This window comes from Chryseobacterium sp. 2987, assembly GCF_031456375.1.
Classification (GTDB): Bacteria; Bacteroidota; Bacteroidia; order Flavobacteriales; family Weeksellaceae; genus Chryseobacterium; species Chryseobacterium vaccae.
Map to the genome: position 1 here is coordinate 795261 of NZ_JAVDUN010000002.1, position 16416 is coordinate 811676.

Annotated in this window: 17 protein-coding genes and 1 pseudogene; 12 read left to right on the forward strand and 6 right to left on the reverse strand. The window is 37.7% G+C overall.

What is annotated here, in order from left to right; translation table 11 throughout:
• Positions 1 to 324: 324 nt before the first annotated feature.
• Positions 325 to 1071 carry a metallophosphoesterase gene (locus J2Y40_RS08615; RefSeq protein ID WP_153398556.1) on the reverse strand — a complete coding sequence of 249 codons (747 nt, stop codon included), beginning with the start codon at positions 1069 to 1071 and terminating at the stop codon, positions 325 to 327.
• A gap of 362 nt (positions 1072 to 1433) precedes the next feature.
• On the opposite strand from J2Y40_RS08615, the gene J2Y40_RS08620 reads away from it, so the two are divergent.
• The 4 genes from J2Y40_RS08620 (at position 1434) to J2Y40_RS08635 (ending at position 4321) form a co-directional block, all read left to right on the forward strand.
• A complete protein-coding gene (locus tag J2Y40_RS08620; RefSeq protein ID WP_153398554.1) occupies positions 1434 to 2048 on the forward strand; it encodes an NAD(P)H-dependent oxidoreductase in 615 nt (204 codons plus the stop codon).
• Positions 2048 to 2335: a putative quinol monooxygenase gene (locus J2Y40_RS08625; protein WP_153398552.1), complete on the forward strand. Its 288-nt coding sequence runs from the start codon at positions 2048 to 2050 to the stop codon at positions 2333 to 2335. The genes J2Y40_RS08620 and J2Y40_RS08625 overlap by 1 nt, the downstream gene beginning before the upstream one ends.
• Positions 2336 to 2341: 6 nt before the next feature.
• Entirely contained in the window at positions 2342 to 3094 is a 753-nt protein-coding gene (locus J2Y40_RS08630; protein WP_309998396.1) for a type 1 glutamine amidotransferase domain-containing protein, read from the forward strand.
• Between the two features lie 243 nt (positions 3095 to 3337).
• The gene (locus J2Y40_RS08635) at positions 3338 to 4321 is read left to right on the forward strand and encodes an aldo/keto reductase (RefSeq protein WP_153398550.1); all 984 of its coding nucleotides are present in this window, start codon (positions 3338 to 3340) and stop codon (positions 4319 to 4321) included.
• 240 nt (positions 4322 to 4561) lie between these two features.
• Here J2Y40_RS08635 and J2Y40_RS08640 read toward each other — a convergent pair whose 3' ends face one another.
• From J2Y40_RS08640 to J2Y40_RS08650, 3 genes are all read right to left on the reverse strand, one after another.
• Positions 4562 to 5005 (reverse strand): carboxymuconolactone decarboxylase family protein, encoded by a 444-nt coding sequence (locus J2Y40_RS08640; protein ID WP_062701183.1) that lies wholly within the window; start codon positions 5003 to 5005, stop codon positions 4562 to 4564.
• A gap of 4 nt (positions 5006 to 5009) precedes the next feature.
• The gene (locus tag J2Y40_RS08645) at positions 5010 to 5438 is read right to left on the reverse strand and encodes a DoxX family protein (RefSeq protein ID WP_309998400.1); all 429 of its coding nucleotides are present in this window, start codon (positions 5436 to 5438) and stop codon (positions 5010 to 5012) included.
• Positions 5439 to 5501: 63 nt separating this feature from the next.
• Entirely contained in the window at positions 5502 to 6074 is a 573-nt protein-coding gene (locus tag J2Y40_RS08650) for a Crp/Fnr family transcriptional regulator (RefSeq protein ID WP_153398546.1), read from the reverse strand.
• Positions 6075 to 6139: 65 nt separating this feature from the next.
• On the opposite strand from J2Y40_RS08650, the gene J2Y40_RS08655 reads away from it, so the two are divergent.
• Positions 6140 to 6505 (forward strand): DUF1304 domain-containing protein, encoded by a 366-nt coding sequence (locus tag J2Y40_RS08655; protein WP_153398544.1) that lies wholly within the window; start codon positions 6140 to 6142, stop codon positions 6503 to 6505.
• A gap of 52 nt (positions 6506 to 6557) precedes the next feature.
• Here J2Y40_RS08655 and J2Y40_RS08660 read toward each other — a convergent pair whose 3' ends face one another.
• Both J2Y40_RS08660 and J2Y40_RS08665 read right to left on the reverse strand, forming a co-directional pair.
• Positions 6558 to 7019, reverse strand: coding sequence for a thioredoxin fold domain-containing protein (locus J2Y40_RS08660; protein ID WP_309998403.1), 462 nt, complete (start codon positions 7017 to 7019; stop codon positions 6558 to 6560).
• The gene (locus J2Y40_RS08665) at positions 7016 to 9082 is read right to left on the reverse strand and encodes a TonB-dependent receptor (protein WP_309998405.1); all 2067 of its coding nucleotides are present in this window, start codon (positions 9080 to 9082) and stop codon (positions 7016 to 7018) included. Before J2Y40_RS08665 ends, J2Y40_RS08660 begins: the two co-directional genes overlap by 4 nt.
• Positions 9083 to 9203: 121 nt before the next feature.
• Between J2Y40_RS08665 and J2Y40_RS08670 the strand changes: the two genes are divergently transcribed.
• The 7 genes and pseudogenes from J2Y40_RS08670 (at position 9204) to J2Y40_RS08700 (ending at position 16355) form a co-directional block, all read left to right on the forward strand.
• Positions 9204 to 10391 carry a homogentisate 1,2-dioxygenase gene (locus J2Y40_RS08670; protein WP_153398532.1) on the forward strand — a complete coding sequence of 396 codons (1188 nt, stop codon included), beginning with the start codon at positions 9204 to 9206 and terminating at the stop codon, positions 10389 to 10391.
• A gap of 26 nt (positions 10392 to 10417) precedes the next feature.
• Positions 10418 to 11689, forward strand: a complete 1272-nt coding sequence (locus J2Y40_RS08675) for an acetyl-CoA hydrolase/transferase family protein (protein ID WP_153398530.1) — start codon at positions 10418 to 10420, stop codon at positions 11687 to 11689.
• Between the two features lie 143 nt (positions 11690 to 11832).
• Positions 11833 to 12624, forward strand: a complete 792-nt coding sequence (locus tag J2Y40_RS08680) for a hypothetical protein (protein WP_153398528.1) — start codon at positions 11833 to 11835, stop codon at positions 12622 to 12624.
• A gap of 237 nt (positions 12625 to 12861) precedes the next feature.
• The gene (gene hppD / locus J2Y40_RS08685; RefSeq protein ID WP_153398526.1) at positions 12862 to 13992 is read left to right on the forward strand and encodes a 4-hydroxyphenylpyruvate dioxygenase; all 1131 of its coding nucleotides are present in this window, start codon (positions 12862 to 12864) and stop codon (positions 13990 to 13992) included.
• A 71-nt stretch (positions 13993 to 14063) separates the two neighbouring features.
• Positions 14064 to 14525, forward strand: a complete 462-nt coding sequence (locus J2Y40_RS08690; protein WP_153398524.1) for a hypothetical protein — start codon at positions 14064 to 14066, stop codon at positions 14523 to 14525.
• A 68-nt stretch (positions 14526 to 14593) separates the two neighbouring features.
• Positions 14594 to 15841 (forward strand): fumarylacetoacetase, encoded by a 1248-nt coding sequence (gene fahA, locus J2Y40_RS08695; protein WP_153398522.1) that lies wholly within the window; start codon positions 14594 to 14596, stop codon positions 15839 to 15841.
• 101 nt (positions 15842 to 15942) lie between these two features.
• Positions 15943 to 16355: pseudogene (locus J2Y40_RS08700) on the forward strand (GxxExxY protein).
• Positions 16356 to 16416: the final 61 nt, after the last annotated feature.

The window sequence follows — 16416 nt, forward strand, 5'->3', positions numbered from 1 at the left end:
TTGATACAAATATCCTTCAGAGAATCTTTAAAAAAGACCGAATAAAAAAACTCGAACTGATTTTAGTAAAAAATGAGTTCGAGTTCCTTCAAATTAAAGTTCGAATAATTACAAAACACTACCAATCAAATACTTAAAAACACAATCAATAACTAATTTGGTATATCGAAAAAATTTCAGGATCATTCAATAAATAGTAAAAAAACATCTTTTCATGTACTTTATAAGTAAGGTAAATACGTCAATGACATAAAATACAGGCTGCAATTCTCAGAAGATTTGATCGTGATAGGTTTCAGAATGATCACAGCATGTCCAAAAAAATTAAGACATTACTATTTTTCCATTCCTTAAAAATAAAGCATAATAATCCGGAATTTCACTTTCTTCGATCTGGCGGGCTGTTTCTTCAAGCGGGTAAGCCAGTTGTACAATTTCAGGGGTCATTTTATTTTCATCCAATGTTAAAACCAGGTAGGAAGCTAATCTGTTTTCTTCTTTGGAGCGCCCTACAGAACCGCAGTTCACCGCACATTTTCCGTTATCCAGATGTTTTTTGAATGATAAATGAGTGTGTCCCATCACGATAATATCGGATTGGGATTCTTCCAGCATACACGAAAAAACCTCATCATTTTCAGATTCGTACAGATAACTATCATTGCTTTTCAAACTGGAATGAACCAACTGAATATTCCAATGCTTCTTCCCTGTTTTATAATTCAGCTTCATATGAAAAGGCAGCTGTGAAAGAAATCTTTTATTTTCTTCCGTGATATTCTTTTTAGAATGCTCAATAGCAATACATCTTGCTTCCGTTTCTTCTTGTGAATGCTTAGATAAAGGAATTACAGGAATATCAAAAGCTATTCTTTCATCATGATTCCCCATCAGACAGGGAATATTCAGGCCCTTAATTTTCTCTACCACTTCATTTCCCCAAGGAGCAAAATCTACCAGATCCCCAAGACAGAATTTCTGCTGTATTCCTCTCTTTTCTATATCCTTTAAAACTGTGTCCAGTGCCGGAAGATTCCCGTGCACATCACTAAAAACCGCAATCTGTATCATATCCATTCAATTGATCTAACAAATTTACATGAGATACCTGATCTTAAACTCCGGAAGAGTATGATTTTTACCATGTATTTGAAACTTATCACTCTACTATATAAACTTAAAGTTATAATTTCCAGTCTTTTATCTATCCATCTATTATCTTTGCTCTTCTTTTTCAATCTTAAATTCACCCTTCACTTGCAAAGCAAAATTCACTATTGACAACAGGTAGCCTGAACAGACAACCCACGTCTATCATCTTTCATCTCCACCTAATCTATAATTTTTCTAATACTTATCTATAATTCATATTATTTTTATTATACAACTACCCATCCTAACTTTGCATCAGAAAATTTAACAATCATAAAAAAATGAAAAAAGTATTAATCATCAACGGAGGACAGAATTTCGGACATTCCGGAGGAAAATATAATCAAACTATTGCAGAAAACACTTTGGCAGTATTAAAGAAATTTGAAAATACAGAAGTGAAAGTTACCAATGTAGCAGAAGGCTATGACAAGAATGAAGAGGTTAAAAAATTCGTATGGGCAGACTATATCATTTATCACACCCCTATCTGGTGGTTTCAGCTTCCGAACGGATTGAAAAAATATATCGATGATGTTTTCACGGCAGGTCACGCCAAAGGAATCTATATGAATGATGGGAGAAATGCAGAAAACCCGGAAATCAATTACGGAACCGGAGGAATGCTGGGCGGAAGAAAATATATGGTCACTACAAGCTGGAATGCACCGGAAACAGCTTTTACGCTTTCCGGAGAATTTTTTAATGAAACCAGTGTGGATAATGGGCCGTTATTTGGTTTCCACAGAATGAACGCCTTTGTTTCCTTGGAGAAAATGGAAAGTTTCCACTTCCATGATGTAGAGAAAAATGCCAATATAGAACGCGATATGAAACTTTACAGAGAACATCTTGAACATGTTTTTGAACAGGAATTAAAACCACAGTTAGTCTAATGAAAATTTATCTTACAGCAGTAATCAAGTCCAAAGAAGAACATCAGGCAGAAGTATTGGAAGTTCTTCAGAATATGGTAACAGAAACCCAAAAAGAAGAAGCCAATGAATTATACAGCCTTCATCAGGGTATTGAAGACAAAAACCAGTTTGTCTTTTATGAGATCTGGAAAAATGAAGAAGGACTTGCCCAACACAACCAGCAGCACTATATTCAGGCTTTCGGAGCCATTGCAGATGAAAAACTGCAGGAAAAACCTCAGATCTATATTACTCATATTCTTTAATATCCAATGAAAAAACTGGCCCTTTTATTTTTAAGCCTGCTTACGATAGGAATTGTTCAGGCTCAGCATCAAAAATCCCAACCTATGAAAAAGAAAATTCTATTTGTGGTAACCAGCCATGACAAAAAAGGAAATACCGGAGAAAATACAGGATATTATCTGGGTGAAGTTTCCCACCCGTGGGAAGTTCTTCACAAAGCCGGCTATGAAATAGATTTTGTAAGCCCGAAAGGCGGAACTCCCCCTGTAGACGAATTTGATTTGAAAGATCCTGTCAACAAAGCGTTCTGGGAAAACAAAGAATACAAAAACAAGATGGATCACTCTCTAACTCCGTCTCAGGTTAACCCAAAAGATTATTCAACGATCTTTTATGCCGGAGGCCACGGTGCCATGTGGGATCTTGCAGATAATACGGAACTGGCAGCTATTGCCTCAAAGATCTATGAAAACGGAGGTATCGTAGCGGGTGTATGCCACGGTCCTGCCGGTCTTGTTAATATTAAACTCAGCAACGCCCAATATCTGGTAGACGGTAAAAAAATCAACGCTTTTACCAATGAAGAAGAAGCTGAAGTAAAATTAACGGATGTTGTTCCTTTTCTTCTGGAAAATAAATTAAAAGAAAGAGGAGCAAAATTTGAAAAATCAGGACTTTGGCAGAATTATACGGTTACAGACCAGAGAGTAATCACAGGACAAAACCCACAGTCTGCAAAAAGTGTGGGGGAAGCCATTTTAAAAGAGCTTAACAAATAACAGACAATCTCTCAAGCAACTAAAAAACGGAACAATTAAGATCAATCAGATTTTGAAAATTTTTCAACATTAAGTTCTTTTAAGATTTTCAGAATATTAAGTTAAGCTTCATTTTAAGGCGTGTTGCTTATAAAAAATCTTAGATTTTTCCTTAACTAATCTTAAAACCTTCACCAATCCTAATAGTTTAAAACAAGCTTTTGGATTTTGTGGTTGCTTTTCATCAAATTTTAAAAATATAAAATGGAATACAGAACATTAGGAAATACAGACCTTGAATTATCAGTAATCACCCACGGAGCATTCGCTATCGGAGGAAATATGTGGGGAGGAAATGAAAAGCAGGACTCTATTAACTCAATCCACGCCTCTCTGGATCACGGAGTAACTTCTATTGATACCGCGCCTTTCTATGGTTTCGGGCTGAGTGAAGAAATGATCGGAGAAGCTATCAAAGGCAAAGACCGTTCAAAAATCCAGCTGTTAACAAAATTCGGACTGGTTTGGGACGGAAGCAATAACGGAAAAGGAGAGCTTTTCTTCGATGCTGAAGAGGATGGAAAAACAGTTCCGGTTTACAAATATGCTTCTAAAGCCAATGTCATCAAAGAAGTAGAAGAAAGCTTGCAGAGACTGGGAACAGATTATATTGATCTTCTACAACTTCACTGGCCGGACAGTACAACAGCGATCAGTGAAACGATGGAAGCCATGGAACTTTTGATCCAGCAGGGAAAAATCCGTGCTGCAGGAGTAAGCAATTATTCTGTTTCACAGATGCAGGAAGCGAACAGAACTCTTCATCTGGCCAGCAACCAGGTTTCTTACAGTATGCTGAACCGGGCCATTGAAAGCGATCTTATTCCTTATTCTTTAGAAAATAATTCAGGAATTATCGTTTACAGCCCAATGGAAAGAGGTCTTTTGACCGGAAAATATTTCAAAGAAAATAAATTAAAAGAAAATGACCACAGAAATGGTTACTTCTCCCAATTTGATCTGAATAAAGTAAAAACTTTCCTGGAAAAGATCGAACCTCTTGCACAGGAAAAAGGAGCTACCCTTTCTCAGCTTGTATTACGTTGGACTTCATTACAGCCATCCATCACCGTTGTTCTGGCCGGAGCCAGAAACGCCCAGCAGGCCATTGAAAATGCCAAAGCAATGTCTATTGAACTATCTCAGGAAGAATTGAACTTTATCAATTCTGCACTGAATGAGATATAAAAGGGAAAGAAAGATGGAGATAGAAAAATTTTGAATGGAAGATGGAAGCCTGAGGATGGAAGTACGATTGGACTATAAACAATGTATAACCATTCTGATTTAGGTTGTTAATAATTCAGTTTTTATAAACAGTACTGCAATTTCTACACAAACTACAAGAACTTCCCTCTCCCATCTTCCTTCTTCCTTTCTATACCAAAAGAGCCTTTCGATTTTGAAAGGCTCTTTTTGGTATAACTACTATTTCGGGATCTGCATATGCGTGCTCACCGCAATTCTGTTCCATCCATTGATTGTTACAATCGCCATAATGATTTGGGCAATCTGTGCATCATCAAAATACTGTTTTGCTTTCTGAAAAGTTTCTTCAGTAAGACCTTTATGACTGATCAGGGTGATTTCTTCAGTCATGGCAAGAAGCACCTGCTCTTCTTCTGTAAAGAAATCCTTTGCTTCTCTCCAGCCTTCAAGAATAAAAATCCTTTGAGGGTTTTCACCGTATTTGATGGCATCTTTCGCATGCATATCAAGACAGAAAGCACATCCGTTGATCTGTGAAGCTCTGATTTTGATTAATTCTTTTTGAATATGATTAAGTGAAATGTTTTGAAGATATCCTTCTAATCCTAACATCGCTTTATAAGCCGCTGCATCTACAGCAGCAATATTAATTCTTGTACTCATAATTTTATTTTTGGGTTAAATGATCTATGCTAAAAAAATATCTGGACTGTACGGCCAATAAAAACGCTCCGGCACTACCTACCCAGACTGAAAAATCAAGCGGAGCTTTAGGTCCAAGTGCTATGGTCATTGATAATGCAAAAACCAACAGCAGAAAACCTGATCCATAAGCTGCAATTCTGGTTTTCCATCCTAAAATAAGCATTACCGGGAAAAGAATCTCTAAAGTGGTAGCAGCATACGCAGAAGCTGTACTTAATGTCTCTGGAAGAAAAAAAGTAAGTTTTTGGGTATACTTTTCAAAATTTTCCCAGTTTCCCCATGCTGAATTTTCACCCCAGAACCCGAACCTGTCGGCCACCGCGGAAAGCATGGTCACGGAAATGGCAAGTCTTAAAAACAACTGCGGAATTTTATTTTTCTGGTCTGTCATTGTATTGGCTTTTAATCACATGACAAATTTCCACTTTATAATCCGTAAAAATCTTAAACTGGTTTAAGAACGTAATTTTGCCCTGATTTCACTCAGATATTCCGGGGTAAGATTGAGAAAAGAAGCAATCAGATACTGAGGAATCCTTTGAATAAACCACGGATAAAGGGTACTGAAATGAATGTAAAGTTCTTCTCTGGACATTTCATAAAGATAACGGATCCTTCTCTCCGAAGCGGCATAAGCTCTCTGATAAATCATTCTGAAATAGCGTTCCATTAGCGGGTGTTTCTGAAGCAGAAGTTCCTGCTGCTGAAGATCAATAACAAGAATCGTGGAACGTTCCACAGCCTGAATAGAAAAATCCGACGAAATCTGTCTCTCATAGGCGAAAGTATCAGTAATCCACCAGTTTTCTATGGCAAATTCTGTGGTCTGCTCCGCCCCTTTCTCATTGATGAAGAACTTTCGTAAGCAGCCTTCCGCCACAAAATATATGCATCTGCAAATTTCTCCGTTAAGCATCAGCGTCTGCTTTTTCTTTACTTCGAGCACCTTGAAAAAAGAAAATACAGAGTCATATTCCTGATCTGTAATGGTAATAAATTTGTTTAAATGTCCTTTGAAAGTATCCATCTTTACAATTGAGTAACCAAACTTAACTTTATTTTTTTAGTTTTACAATGACAAAATATAAAATCATGGAACTCATTGCCAAAATTCTTATTGCTGTAGTTGCTTTAGAACATCTTTATATCCTGTGGATGGAAATGTTTGCCTGGGAAACCAAGGGAAAAGAAGTTTTTAAAGCCGCCCTGCCGCCGGAAATGTTTAAACCCACCAAAGGATTGGCCGCCAATCAAGGGCTTTATAACGGATTTCTTGCTGCCGGACTGATCTGGTCTTTTTTTATAGAAGATCCGAAATGGCAGACCAATATTGCCTTATTCTTTTTGGGATGTGTAGCTGTAGCAGGAATCTATGGTGCTATTTCCGCTACGAAGAAAATATTTTTTGTACAGGCTCTTCCGGCTATTTTAGCCATTATCGCGGTTCTCCTGAAATAATTTACTGAAAATCCCTGATTTTTAGCAAATAATTTTTACGTTTTCAACAAACTTATAGCACTGAAATTTCCAGCAGCTTCTGTTTCATGATTTCAGGACGCATGGCACCTTCATGATAATACACCAGCTTCTGGTTCTTATCCAGAAAGATCCACAGCGGATACACCGGCTGCTTTTTATTTTTCGATAAAGCCAAAGCCAGCTCATGAATTCCGGAGTTGCCATTAGAAAGATAACCGAATTCCTTTCCTTGAAATTTTATCTTTTCTTTGGTCTTTTCAGCTTCAAAATTAATAAGGTAAAAGTTGTCATTGATTAATTTTATAGTCTCCTGATCCTTACTCAAACTGTGTTTTTCAATCTTACATACCGCACACCAGTCTGTATACAGGTGAATGATTATCGGCTTGGGATCTTTAAGCATTTCAGTTTCCAGATCAGAAAAAGTGCCTGTCTTCATCTGAGACAGATAAAAACAGGGCACTAACATTAAAAATAAAAATAAATTTTTCATTTCAGATTATATTTTATTCCGAGGAATCCTCTGATCCTCTGCATCGGAGCGTAACCATAAGCGGTATCAAAAGTATAATGATTAGGATTGTTCACCGGATCATCTGCGTACTTATCAAAAGGATCAAACGGGCGCATTAAAGGATCTTTTGGAGTAAAGTTGAACAGGTTTTTAACTCCGCAGTACACTTCAAATCCTGATTTAAAGCTTTTAGAAACCTGGATATTGGCCAGGGAATACAATGGTGAATATTCAGGACGGTAATCATCAGGAAGTACAGGTAACCTCATCGGTCCGTAGAACTGTCCTGTAAAATCTACCGTCAGATTATTCCTGAACTTATAGCTCAGATTATAAGTTCCACTCCATTTCGGAGCATGCAGCTGCTGTGATTTCTGTCCGGAATCAAATTTCTGATAGACATCCAGATAGGTTACCCCAAGACTCACGCTCAACGGAAAGCTGAAACTGAAATCCACATTCATTGAGGCTCCTCTTGAAATTCCGTATCCTTGTAGATTGTCGTAAATAATTTTATCAGGATCCGTATCAAAATCTCCTACAATCTTATTGCTGAAATACGTATAAAAGGCAGAAGCATCCAGCTGAATCAAACGATTCCCGACAGGAATCTTCCAGATATAGTTCAGATTTCCGTTAACTGATCTTTCCGGCTTAAGATCAGACTGAATCACTACTTCCCTCGATCCTGTAAGAGCCGCGTGATCTTCCGTAAACAAATTCACAACCCTGAAACCGGTTCCGAAATTGAAACGTAGGGTATGATAAGGATTCGGGGAAAATTTCCAGGCCAATCTTGGTGAGTGAACAGAATGATGGATCTTATCATAATCAAATCTGTATCCCAGAAGCAGCGTATGTTGATCGTTTATTTCCCACTGGTCCTGAACAAAAGCGCCCCAGATCGGAGATTTCATTGGTTCATTCGTTATTCCGTCTGCTGATAAGGTTCCTGGCGTATTATCATCATAAAATGTTCTTTTGAAAGTAAATCCGGCAGTCAGATCATGATTTTTAAGCTTTTTACTCCAATAAGTCTGTGCAAATGCTACTTTCTGAAGCGCATCAAACGGATTTGATCCGTAAAAGGAATTCTGATCATGGTAATTATAGGAAAACTGGGTAACTACATATTCCTTCAATGGCCATTGATACAGCCCAAAAACCTCTGCCCGGTTGGTATAAATACTTTCCCCATAGACTTCACCACTGCCGCGGTAAGACCTGTTCCATTGCATTTCTCCCCCAAAACGGTCTTCATAAAGGTATCTCATAGCAAAACTCGCCTGACGGTTTTCTTTCCTTTTAAAATTCCATTTATTAAAAACTGAAATTCTACTCTGTAATGCTGTATCGGTAAAATTATCGCCGTTCTGATCTATCTTTTCCTTAAAGCTGAAATAATTTAAACTTAAAAGTGATGAAGCATTCTTACCGGCATTGAATTTAAGGGCCAGATCAAGATTGTTTTCATTCCAGGTTGTAGTCATCAGGTCTACACTTAATTTCGGAGCGGTAAGGGCATTCTTTGTAATAATATTGATGACCCCGCCCATTGCTTCCGAACCATAGATGGAAGATGCAGGTCCTTTTACCACCTCAATCCTGTCGACAAGGCTGTTCGGAATACCGCTGAGACCATACACCGTGGAAAGTGAGCTTACAATCGGCATCCCATCAATCAGGATCATTGTATAAGGTCCTTCCAGACCATTGATATGAATATCTCCTGTGTTGCATACGGAGCAGTTCAGCTGAGGCTTTACTCCATTCACCATAGCAATTGATTCAAAGATACTTGGGGTAGGATTTTTCTGAAAAAATTTCTGAGTATAGATTTCTACTGCTACCGGGCTTTTTGATCTGCTTACCGGTTTTATGGTTCCCGTGATTACCACATCTTCAATATGACCTGTTTTGACATTCGGTTGTGAAACCGATGACGAATCTGTCTTCATCTTTTGAGGAATACTCAGACTGTCTGTTTCCTGGGCAAAGCAGTAGGAAGATAAAAAAGTAATAGAAAATAATATTCGCTTCATGAAATTAAAATTGTTAGATAAATCTAACAATTATTTTTGAAATACAAAACACTATGATAAATGTTGTTGAAACCAATTCACGAAAAATTAGTAAATTTGAGAAACGACATATAAAAGTAAAATGAGATATCATCAATCGGGAAGCATCCCACAAAAAAGGCATACCATATTTAAATCGCCGGAAGATAAATTCTATTACGAACAGCTTTTCGGAACGGAAGGTTTTCATGGAATTTCCTCTCTGCTTTACCATATTCATCGTCCTACGCAAATCAAATCCATAGGAGTACCAAAAGATGTTACCCCAAAAATTGCTGTAGAGAAAAATGTTGCTCCAAGAATGTTCAAAGGGATGAACGTAACTCCGGAAGATGATTTTATGGACAGCCGAAAAATTCTTCTGATGAACAATGACCTGAAGATGGGCCTTGCCAAACCGAGAAAATCCATGGATTATTTCTATAAAAATGCAGAATGCGATGAACTCCTGTATGTACATCAGGGAAATGGTATTCTGAAAACTTTTATAGGCGATCTTGAATTTGTTACAGGTGATTATCTTATTATTCCGAGAGGAACTATTTATCAGGTAGAATTACAGTCTGATGATACGGTATTTTTTGTGCTGGAAAGCCACTCTCCTATTTATACTCCAAAGCGCTACAGAAATGAATTCGGACAGCTTCTGGAACACTCTCCTTTCTGTGAAAGAGACATTATTGCTCCGGTTTTTAAAGAGCCAAAAGATGAAAAGGGAGAATTTTTAATTAAAGTAAAAAAGGAAAACCAGATTACAGATTTCATCTATGCAACCCATCCTTTTGATGTTGTAGGTTGGGACGGTTATTTTTATCCTTACAAATTCAATATCAAAAACTTTGAGCCGATTACCGGAAGAATTCATCAACCGCCACCGGTACACCAGAACTTCGAAGGCCACAATTTCGTAGTATGTTCGTTCTGTGCGAGAATGTATGATTACCATCCAATGGCTATTCCGGCTCCTTACAACCACTCCAATATCGACTCTGATGAGGTTCTTTTCTATACGGAAGGCGATTTCATGAGCCGTAACCATATTGATCTGATGGACTTCACCCTGCATCCGGGAGGAATTGTTCACGGACCTCACCCCGGCGCTATGGAAAGAAGCATCGGCAAAAAATTTACGGAAGAATATGCGGTAATGGTAGATCCTTTCCGTCCGTTGAAGATTACTGAAGAAGCTTTAAAAGTAGAAGATCCTTCCTATAAAACTTCCTGGCTGGAAGAAACTGACAAAACCATGGAAGACCGTTCTCAGGAATAAAAAATCATTCATAAAAAAATTTCACTATGTACAATTATATAAGTGCAGAAGAAGCTATATATACTATCAAAAGCGGAAACCGCGTATTTTTCCACGGAAGTGCATGTACTCCGAATTATCTTATTGACGAACTCGCAAGACAGGCGCACCGTCTGGAAAAAGTAGAAATGGTTTCCATTACCCAGCAGGGGAATGTGGAAATTGCAAAACCGCAATACAAAGACAACTTCTTTATCAACTCATTATTTGTCTCCACTCCGGTGCGTGATGCGGTAAATTCCGACAGAGGAGACTTTGTTCCTGTTTTTTTAAGTGAAATTCCTATTCTGTTCAGGAAAAATATCCTCCCTCTGGATGTGGCTCTGATAACTGTTTCACCTCCTGACAAACATGGATTCTGTACATTGGGAACTTCTGTAGATGTGGCAAGAGCAGCCGTAGATACTGCAAAGATCATCGTTGCAATAGTTAATCCTCTGATGCCGAGAACCCATGGTGACGGAATGATCCATATCAGCAGAATTCATAAACTGGTATGGCATGAAGAAGAACTTCCTACGGTAGATTACGGATCCAAAGTTGGTCCTGAAGAAATGTTGGTAGGAAAAAACGTTGCAGAGCTTATTGAAGACAAATCTACACTGCAAATGGGTATCGGAACCATTCCGGATGCCGTACTGAAGTGTCTGAACAACCATAAAGACCTGGGAGTTCACACGGAAATGCTTAGCGATGGTGTTATTGACCTGATTCAGAACGATGTGATCAACAATAAATATAAAGGCTACAACGATAATAAAACCATTACCAGCTTCTGCTTCGGAACCAGAAAACTCTATGATTATGTGGATGACAATACCGTTTTTGCATTCAGAGATGTAAGTGAGGTGAACTTCCCGATCAATATCATGAGAAATAAAAAAATGGTAGCCATCAACTCTGCCATTGAGATTGATCTTACGGGACAGGTATGTGCAGATTCTATCGGAACCATGCAGTACAGTGGAATCGGAGGACAAATGGACTTTATGAGAGGAGCTGCTCTGAGTGAAGATGGAAAACCGATTATTGCCATCACTTCAAGAACTAAAAAAGGGATTTCAAGAATTGTTCCTTTTCTTAAACAGGGGGCCGGAGTAGTTACCACAAGGGGGCACATTCACTATGTAGTGACCGAATATGGTACGGCTTATCTGTATGGTAAAAACCTGCGTCAGAGAGCCCAGGAACTCATTAGCATTGCCCACCCGGATGATAGGGAAATGCTGGAGAGGGCTGCCTTTGAGAGATTTAAATAACCAAAAAAATTCTGAAAGGTTTCTCTGCTATGGTATTTTTTGTTCCCCAGGCAGAGAAATTTTCCGGATAAGAATTAAACACACATCAAAAAACTTTAACATTTGGCAGTATTTTTGATTAAATCCTTTCAAAACCAAGGAAATTGAAAACGATATATAATTCGATAAGAGAAGAAGTTGTAAAGCATTCAAAAGTCAGGGATTCTGTTTTGGGGAATGTGAGTGAATGGAAGAGAAGCCATTATATCATCCTTTCCGAAATCATCAAAGATGAACTATCTGAAGCTGAGGAACTAAAAGGAGGGAAGAAATTTGAAATAGGAAACACAATTTCACATGTTACTCTGCAGCGTTTTTTTGAAAACGATTATCAGGACAAAACCCACAGCGATCTGAGATTTTTAAAAACCCTAGATAAAATCTGTATTTTTTTGGGATACAGAGATCTGAATGATTATACTTTATCAGTCAAAAAAAGAAATCAGGAAAAGAAAGAGACTGGCAGCCATGAATTTCTTACCCAATTAGTCTATGATTACTGTGCCACCACCTTTGAATTCTACAAACATTTTCCGACCCATAAGCCTGAGATTTTCAAGAATCTTGTCTTTGACGGATCTCCATTTTTAGAGAGAACCTCACAATTCAGCAAAGAACTTTGTGACAGGGATTTCCAGCTGGTAACCAAAAATAACCGCTCCAATTATGAGGTTTTTGATATTCATCTGGTGACTGACGAACCGGATAAAAAAATCCTGGAATCTCAGGAATTCTGGAATCTGCTTTTCAAAGCAGGTGAAACAGGTGAAGAACATTTTGTGAATCAACTGAATACCCAGATCTATTTTATCCGCAGAATAGACAATGTCTGGAAGATCTGGGATAATTACAATCCCGATGCAGGAAGACTCAACAGGAAAGTAGAACTTCTATAAAATAACGAAAGTCGTAGAGATTCTACGGCTTTCGTGTTTCGAAACATTTTTTTCCCACTTGTTTTTTGTGAATACAAATGTACATATCCCAACTTCAGAATAAGAAACTTAAATATACTTAAATGAACTTTTCTTTAACTTTATGTTAAGTAAATCCAAGGATTACCTATTAATATTTTCGCTATTACTCAGAATTTTGTAATTTGCATACCATTAAAATAAAAGTAAAAAGAAAATATGTCAACACTTACATTTGCCGAAAAAATTGCTCAAGCTGAGAATTTTCTGCCGATCAACGGTACGGATTACATTGAGTTTTATGTAGGAAATGCGAAACAGGCTGCCCATTATTACAAAACCGCTTTCGGTTTTCAGTCTGTAGCATATGCGGGTCCTGAAACAGGAGTGAGAGACCGTGCTTCTTATGTTCTTCAACAGGGAAAAATAAGATTGGTACTGACTACCGGTCTTAAATCTGAATCCCCAATCAATGAACATGTAAAAAAACACGGTGACGGAGTAAAGATTTTGGCACTTTGGGTAGACGACGCTTATGCAGCTTTCGAAGAAACTACTAAAAGAGGAGGAAAACCTTATTTAGAGCCTGTAACTTTAAATGACGAGCATGGTGAAGTAAGAATGTCCGGAATCTATACATACGGAGAAACTGTTCACATGTTTGTGGAAAGAAAAAATTATAACGGTGCTTTCATGCCCGGATACGAGAAATGGGAAAGTGCTTACAAGCCTGAAGAAGCCGGTTTATTGTATGTAGACCACTGCGTAGGAAACGTAGACTGGAACAGAATGATCCCTACCGTAGAATGGTACGAAAAAGTAATGGGATTTGTAAACATCCTTTCTTTTGATGACAAGCAGATCAACACAGAATATTCTGCATTGATGTCTAAAGTAATGTCCAACGGAAACGGATATGCTAAATTCCCGATCAACGAGCCTGCAGAAGGTAAAAAGAAATCTCAGGTAGAAGAGTATCTTGATTTCTATGAAGGTGAAGGTGTACAGCACATTGCTGTGGCAACAAAAGACATCATCCATACAGTAACAGAATTAAAAAAACGTGGTGTAGAGTTCCTTTCTGCTCCGCCGGAAGCATATTACGATATGGTTCCTGAAAGAGTAGGTCATATTGATGAAGATCTTAAAAAACTACAGGAACTTGGCATCCTTATTGACCATGATGAAGAAGGATATCTGCTTCAGATCTTTACAAAGCCTGTAGAAGACCGTCCTACCCTGTTCTTCGAAATTATTGAAAGACACGGTGCACAGAGTTTTGGTGCCGGAAACTTCAAAGCATTATTCGAAGCTCTGGAAAGAGAACAGGAAAGAAGAGGTAATCTTTAATTTAACAATATAATTACAAAGTTTTGTCAGGATGAAAAGTTCTGGCAAAACTTTTTTATAAAACACAGTACATGAAGAAATTTTTTATCGGAGTTTTATTTCTGGGAACATTAGGCCTTAAAGCGCAATATGGAACCATCAATGAAATTCTCAACAGACTTGAAGAAAGAAAAGGTATCAACCAGCATCTTGAAAATGTAAATATTGACAATAAGAAGTTCGTCTTCATTAAGGATGCAGCGGACCATACGGAAAGGGATTTTATCATTATTAAAGGAAATCAGGCTACCTATGTAGAGGTTTTTGATGACAAAGCTACCGGAGAAAGCAGTTCCAATGTCTTTTCCGGTGATATCGTCAGAAAAAAAAATATCGTTTCCTTGCGGGCAGATATGCTTGAAAACACAAAAGTTCCGATCCCCGTAACCAAAACTCTGCTGCTGACTAAACAGAAAGACATTCTGTATCTTATTGACATTAACACCAAAGACCGCTGGATTGACGAAGAGTCCTATTCGAAAAAGAAGAAATAAACTTCCCTCATGGCAGGAAAATAAACCGATACTGTTATTTTCTTACACCTTAATTTAAATCCAAACTTATGAAATCATTTGTAGACTATTCCCCGAATTCGGACTTCTCTATACATAATATTCCTTTCGGAGTAACTGTTTTTAACAAAGAATATATCGGATGCTGTACCAGAATCGGAGATCAGATCGTTGATCTTGCAACACTGTATGATCTAGGTTATTTTGAAGATATTGAAGGCTTAGACGATAATGTGTTTGAAGCCTATACCCTGAACGAATTTATTGAGCTGGGAAAACCGGTTACCAATGCGGTTCGTACCAGAATTCAGGAACTTCTTCAGGAAGGTTCTGCTTTATCTAAAGATCAAAAAACCATTGAAGATGCTTTCTACGATCTTGATAAGGTAAAAATGATGATGCCTGTACACATTCCGAATTACACGGATTTCTACAGTAGCATTGAACACGCTACCAATGTAGGTAAAATGCTCCGCGATCCTGCCAACGCCCTTCTTCCTAACTGGAAACATCTTCCGGTAGGTTATCACGGGAGAGCTTCCTCTATCGTAGTTTCAGGAACAGATATCAATCGTCCTAAAGGCCAAACAAAACCTGCAGATGCTGATAAACCTGTTTTCGGACCATGTAAACAGCTTGATTTTGAACTGGAAATGGCGTTCATCGTCAGCAAAAATACCGAGATGGGTGAAAGTATTTCCACAAAAGATGCTGAAGATGCCATCTTCGGAATGGTGGTTTTCAACGACTGGTCCGCAAGAGATATTCAGGCATGGGAATATGTTCCGCTTGGACCTTTCCTTGCTAAAAACTTCGGTTCATCCATTTCCCCATGGGTAGTAACCCTTGAGGCTTTAGAACCATTCAGAACCGCTTCTCCTGTACAGGATCCTGAAGTATTGGATTATCTGAAAATTGAAGGAGATAAAAATTACGACATCAATCTTGAAGTATACCTCCAGCCTGAAAACGGTGAAGAAAACCTGATCTGCGAAAGCAACTACAAACATATGTACTGGAGCATGACCCAGCAGCTGGCACACCACACCATAAACGGATGTAACATAGAAGTGGGTGATATGTATGCCAGCGGTACTATTTCTGGAAGCGATCCTAAATCTTTCGGTTCTATGATGGAATTAACATGGAGAGGTCAGAATCCTTTATCATTAAAAGACGGCCAGGAAAGAAAATTCATCGAGGACAACGATACCGTTATTATGAAAGCCTGGGCTGAAAAAGATGGTGTGAGAGTAGGATTTGGTGAAGTAAGCGGGAAAATTATTCCAACGGTATAACTTTCTAAAACACTTTAGTATTTTTAAGTTACATGATAATGGTAAATTTAAGTTCACTTTAGTTTTTTTGAAAATCTACGATTTTCAATTCTATTTTAAATATGATTACACAAAAATTGATTAATGAACTATCGTATAAAATAATAGGAGCCTGTATTGAAGTTCATAAGCTGGCCGGACCTGGTTTATATGAAGAAGTGTATCATCAATGTTTAGAAAAAGAGTTTAATCTGTTAGGTATAAAATACCAAAGTGAACTTGAGATTCCATTCTTATATAAAGGAACTCATATCAATTGTAAGCTAAATGTGATTTTTTGATTGAAGAATTAATTGTTTTGGAGTTAAAATCAGTTGCTGAAATTCATCAGATCCATAAAGCACAAACAATAAATTATATGAATCTTTTAAAAGCGCCACGAGCTATACTAGTTAATTTCAATGTTACCAATCTTTATCATGAAGGATGTGAATCTTTCGCATCAAAAGTATTTAAAGAACTTCCAAAAGAATGAAAATCGTAGATTTTCAAACTTAAGTGTACTTCAATAAACAGCTTCAGAAATAACTAAAATA

What these genes read in the sequence shown, in the direction of transcription:
- J2Y40_RS08630 (WP_309998396.1), top strand. Translation starts at nt 2,342, where the DNA reads ATGAAAAAACTGGCCCTTTTATTTTTAAGCCTGCTTACGATAGGAATT.
- J2Y40_RS08635 (WP_153398550.1), top strand. Translation starts at nt 3,338, where the DNA reads ATGGAATACAGAACATTAGGAAATACAGACCTTGAATTATCAGTAATC.
- J2Y40_RS08620 (WP_153398554.1), top strand. Translation starts at nt 1,434, where the DNA reads ATGAAAAAAGTATTAATCATCAACGGAGGACAGAATTTCGGACATTCC.
- fahA (WP_153398522.1), top strand. Translation starts at nt 14,594, where the DNA reads ATGAAATCATTTGTAGACTATTCCCCGAATTCGGACTTCTCTATACAT.
- J2Y40_RS08690 (WP_153398524.1), top strand. Translation starts at nt 14,064, where the DNA reads ATGAAGAAATTTTTTATCGGAGTTTTATTTCTGGGAACATTAGGCCTT.
- J2Y40_RS08645 (WP_309998400.1), bottom strand. Translation starts at nt 5,438, where the DNA reads ATGACAGACCAGAAAAATAAAATTCCGCAGTTGTTTTTAAGACTTGCC.
- J2Y40_RS08650 (WP_153398546.1), bottom strand. Translation starts at nt 6,074, where the DNA reads ATGGATACTTTCAAAGGACATTTAAACAAATTTATTACCATTACAGAT.
- J2Y40_RS08625 (WP_153398552.1), top strand. Translation starts at nt 2,048, where the DNA reads ATGAAAATTTATCTTACAGCAGTAATCAAGTCCAAAGAAGAACATCAG.
- J2Y40_RS08675 (WP_153398530.1), top strand. Translation starts at nt 10,418, where the DNA reads ATGTACAATTATATAAGTGCAGAAGAAGCTATATATACTATCAAAAGC.
- J2Y40_RS08660 (WP_309998403.1), bottom strand. Translation starts at nt 7,019, where the DNA reads ATGAAAAATTTATTTTTATTTTTAATGTTAGTGCCCTGTTTTTATCTG.
- J2Y40_RS08655 (WP_153398544.1), top strand. Translation starts at nt 6,140, where the DNA reads ATGGAACTCATTGCCAAAATTCTTATTGCTGTAGTTGCTTTAGAACAT.
- J2Y40_RS08670 (WP_153398532.1), top strand. Translation starts at nt 9,204, where the DNA reads ATGAGATATCATCAATCGGGAAGCATCCCACAAAAAAGGCATACCATA.
- hppD (WP_153398526.1), top strand. Translation starts at nt 12,862, where the DNA reads ATGTCAACACTTACATTTGCCGAAAAAATTGCTCAAGCTGAGAATTTT.
- J2Y40_RS08665 (WP_309998405.1), bottom strand. Translation starts at nt 9,082, where the DNA reads ATGAAGCGAATATTATTTTCTATTACTTTTTTATCTTCCTACTGCTTT.
- J2Y40_RS08615 (WP_153398556.1), bottom strand. Translation starts at nt 1,071, where the DNA reads ATGATACAGATTGCGGTTTTTAGTGATGTGCACGGGAATCTTCCGGCA.
- J2Y40_RS08640 (WP_062701183.1), bottom strand. Translation starts at nt 5,005, where the DNA reads ATGAGTACAAGAATTAATATTGCTGCTGTAGATGCAGCGGCTTATAAA.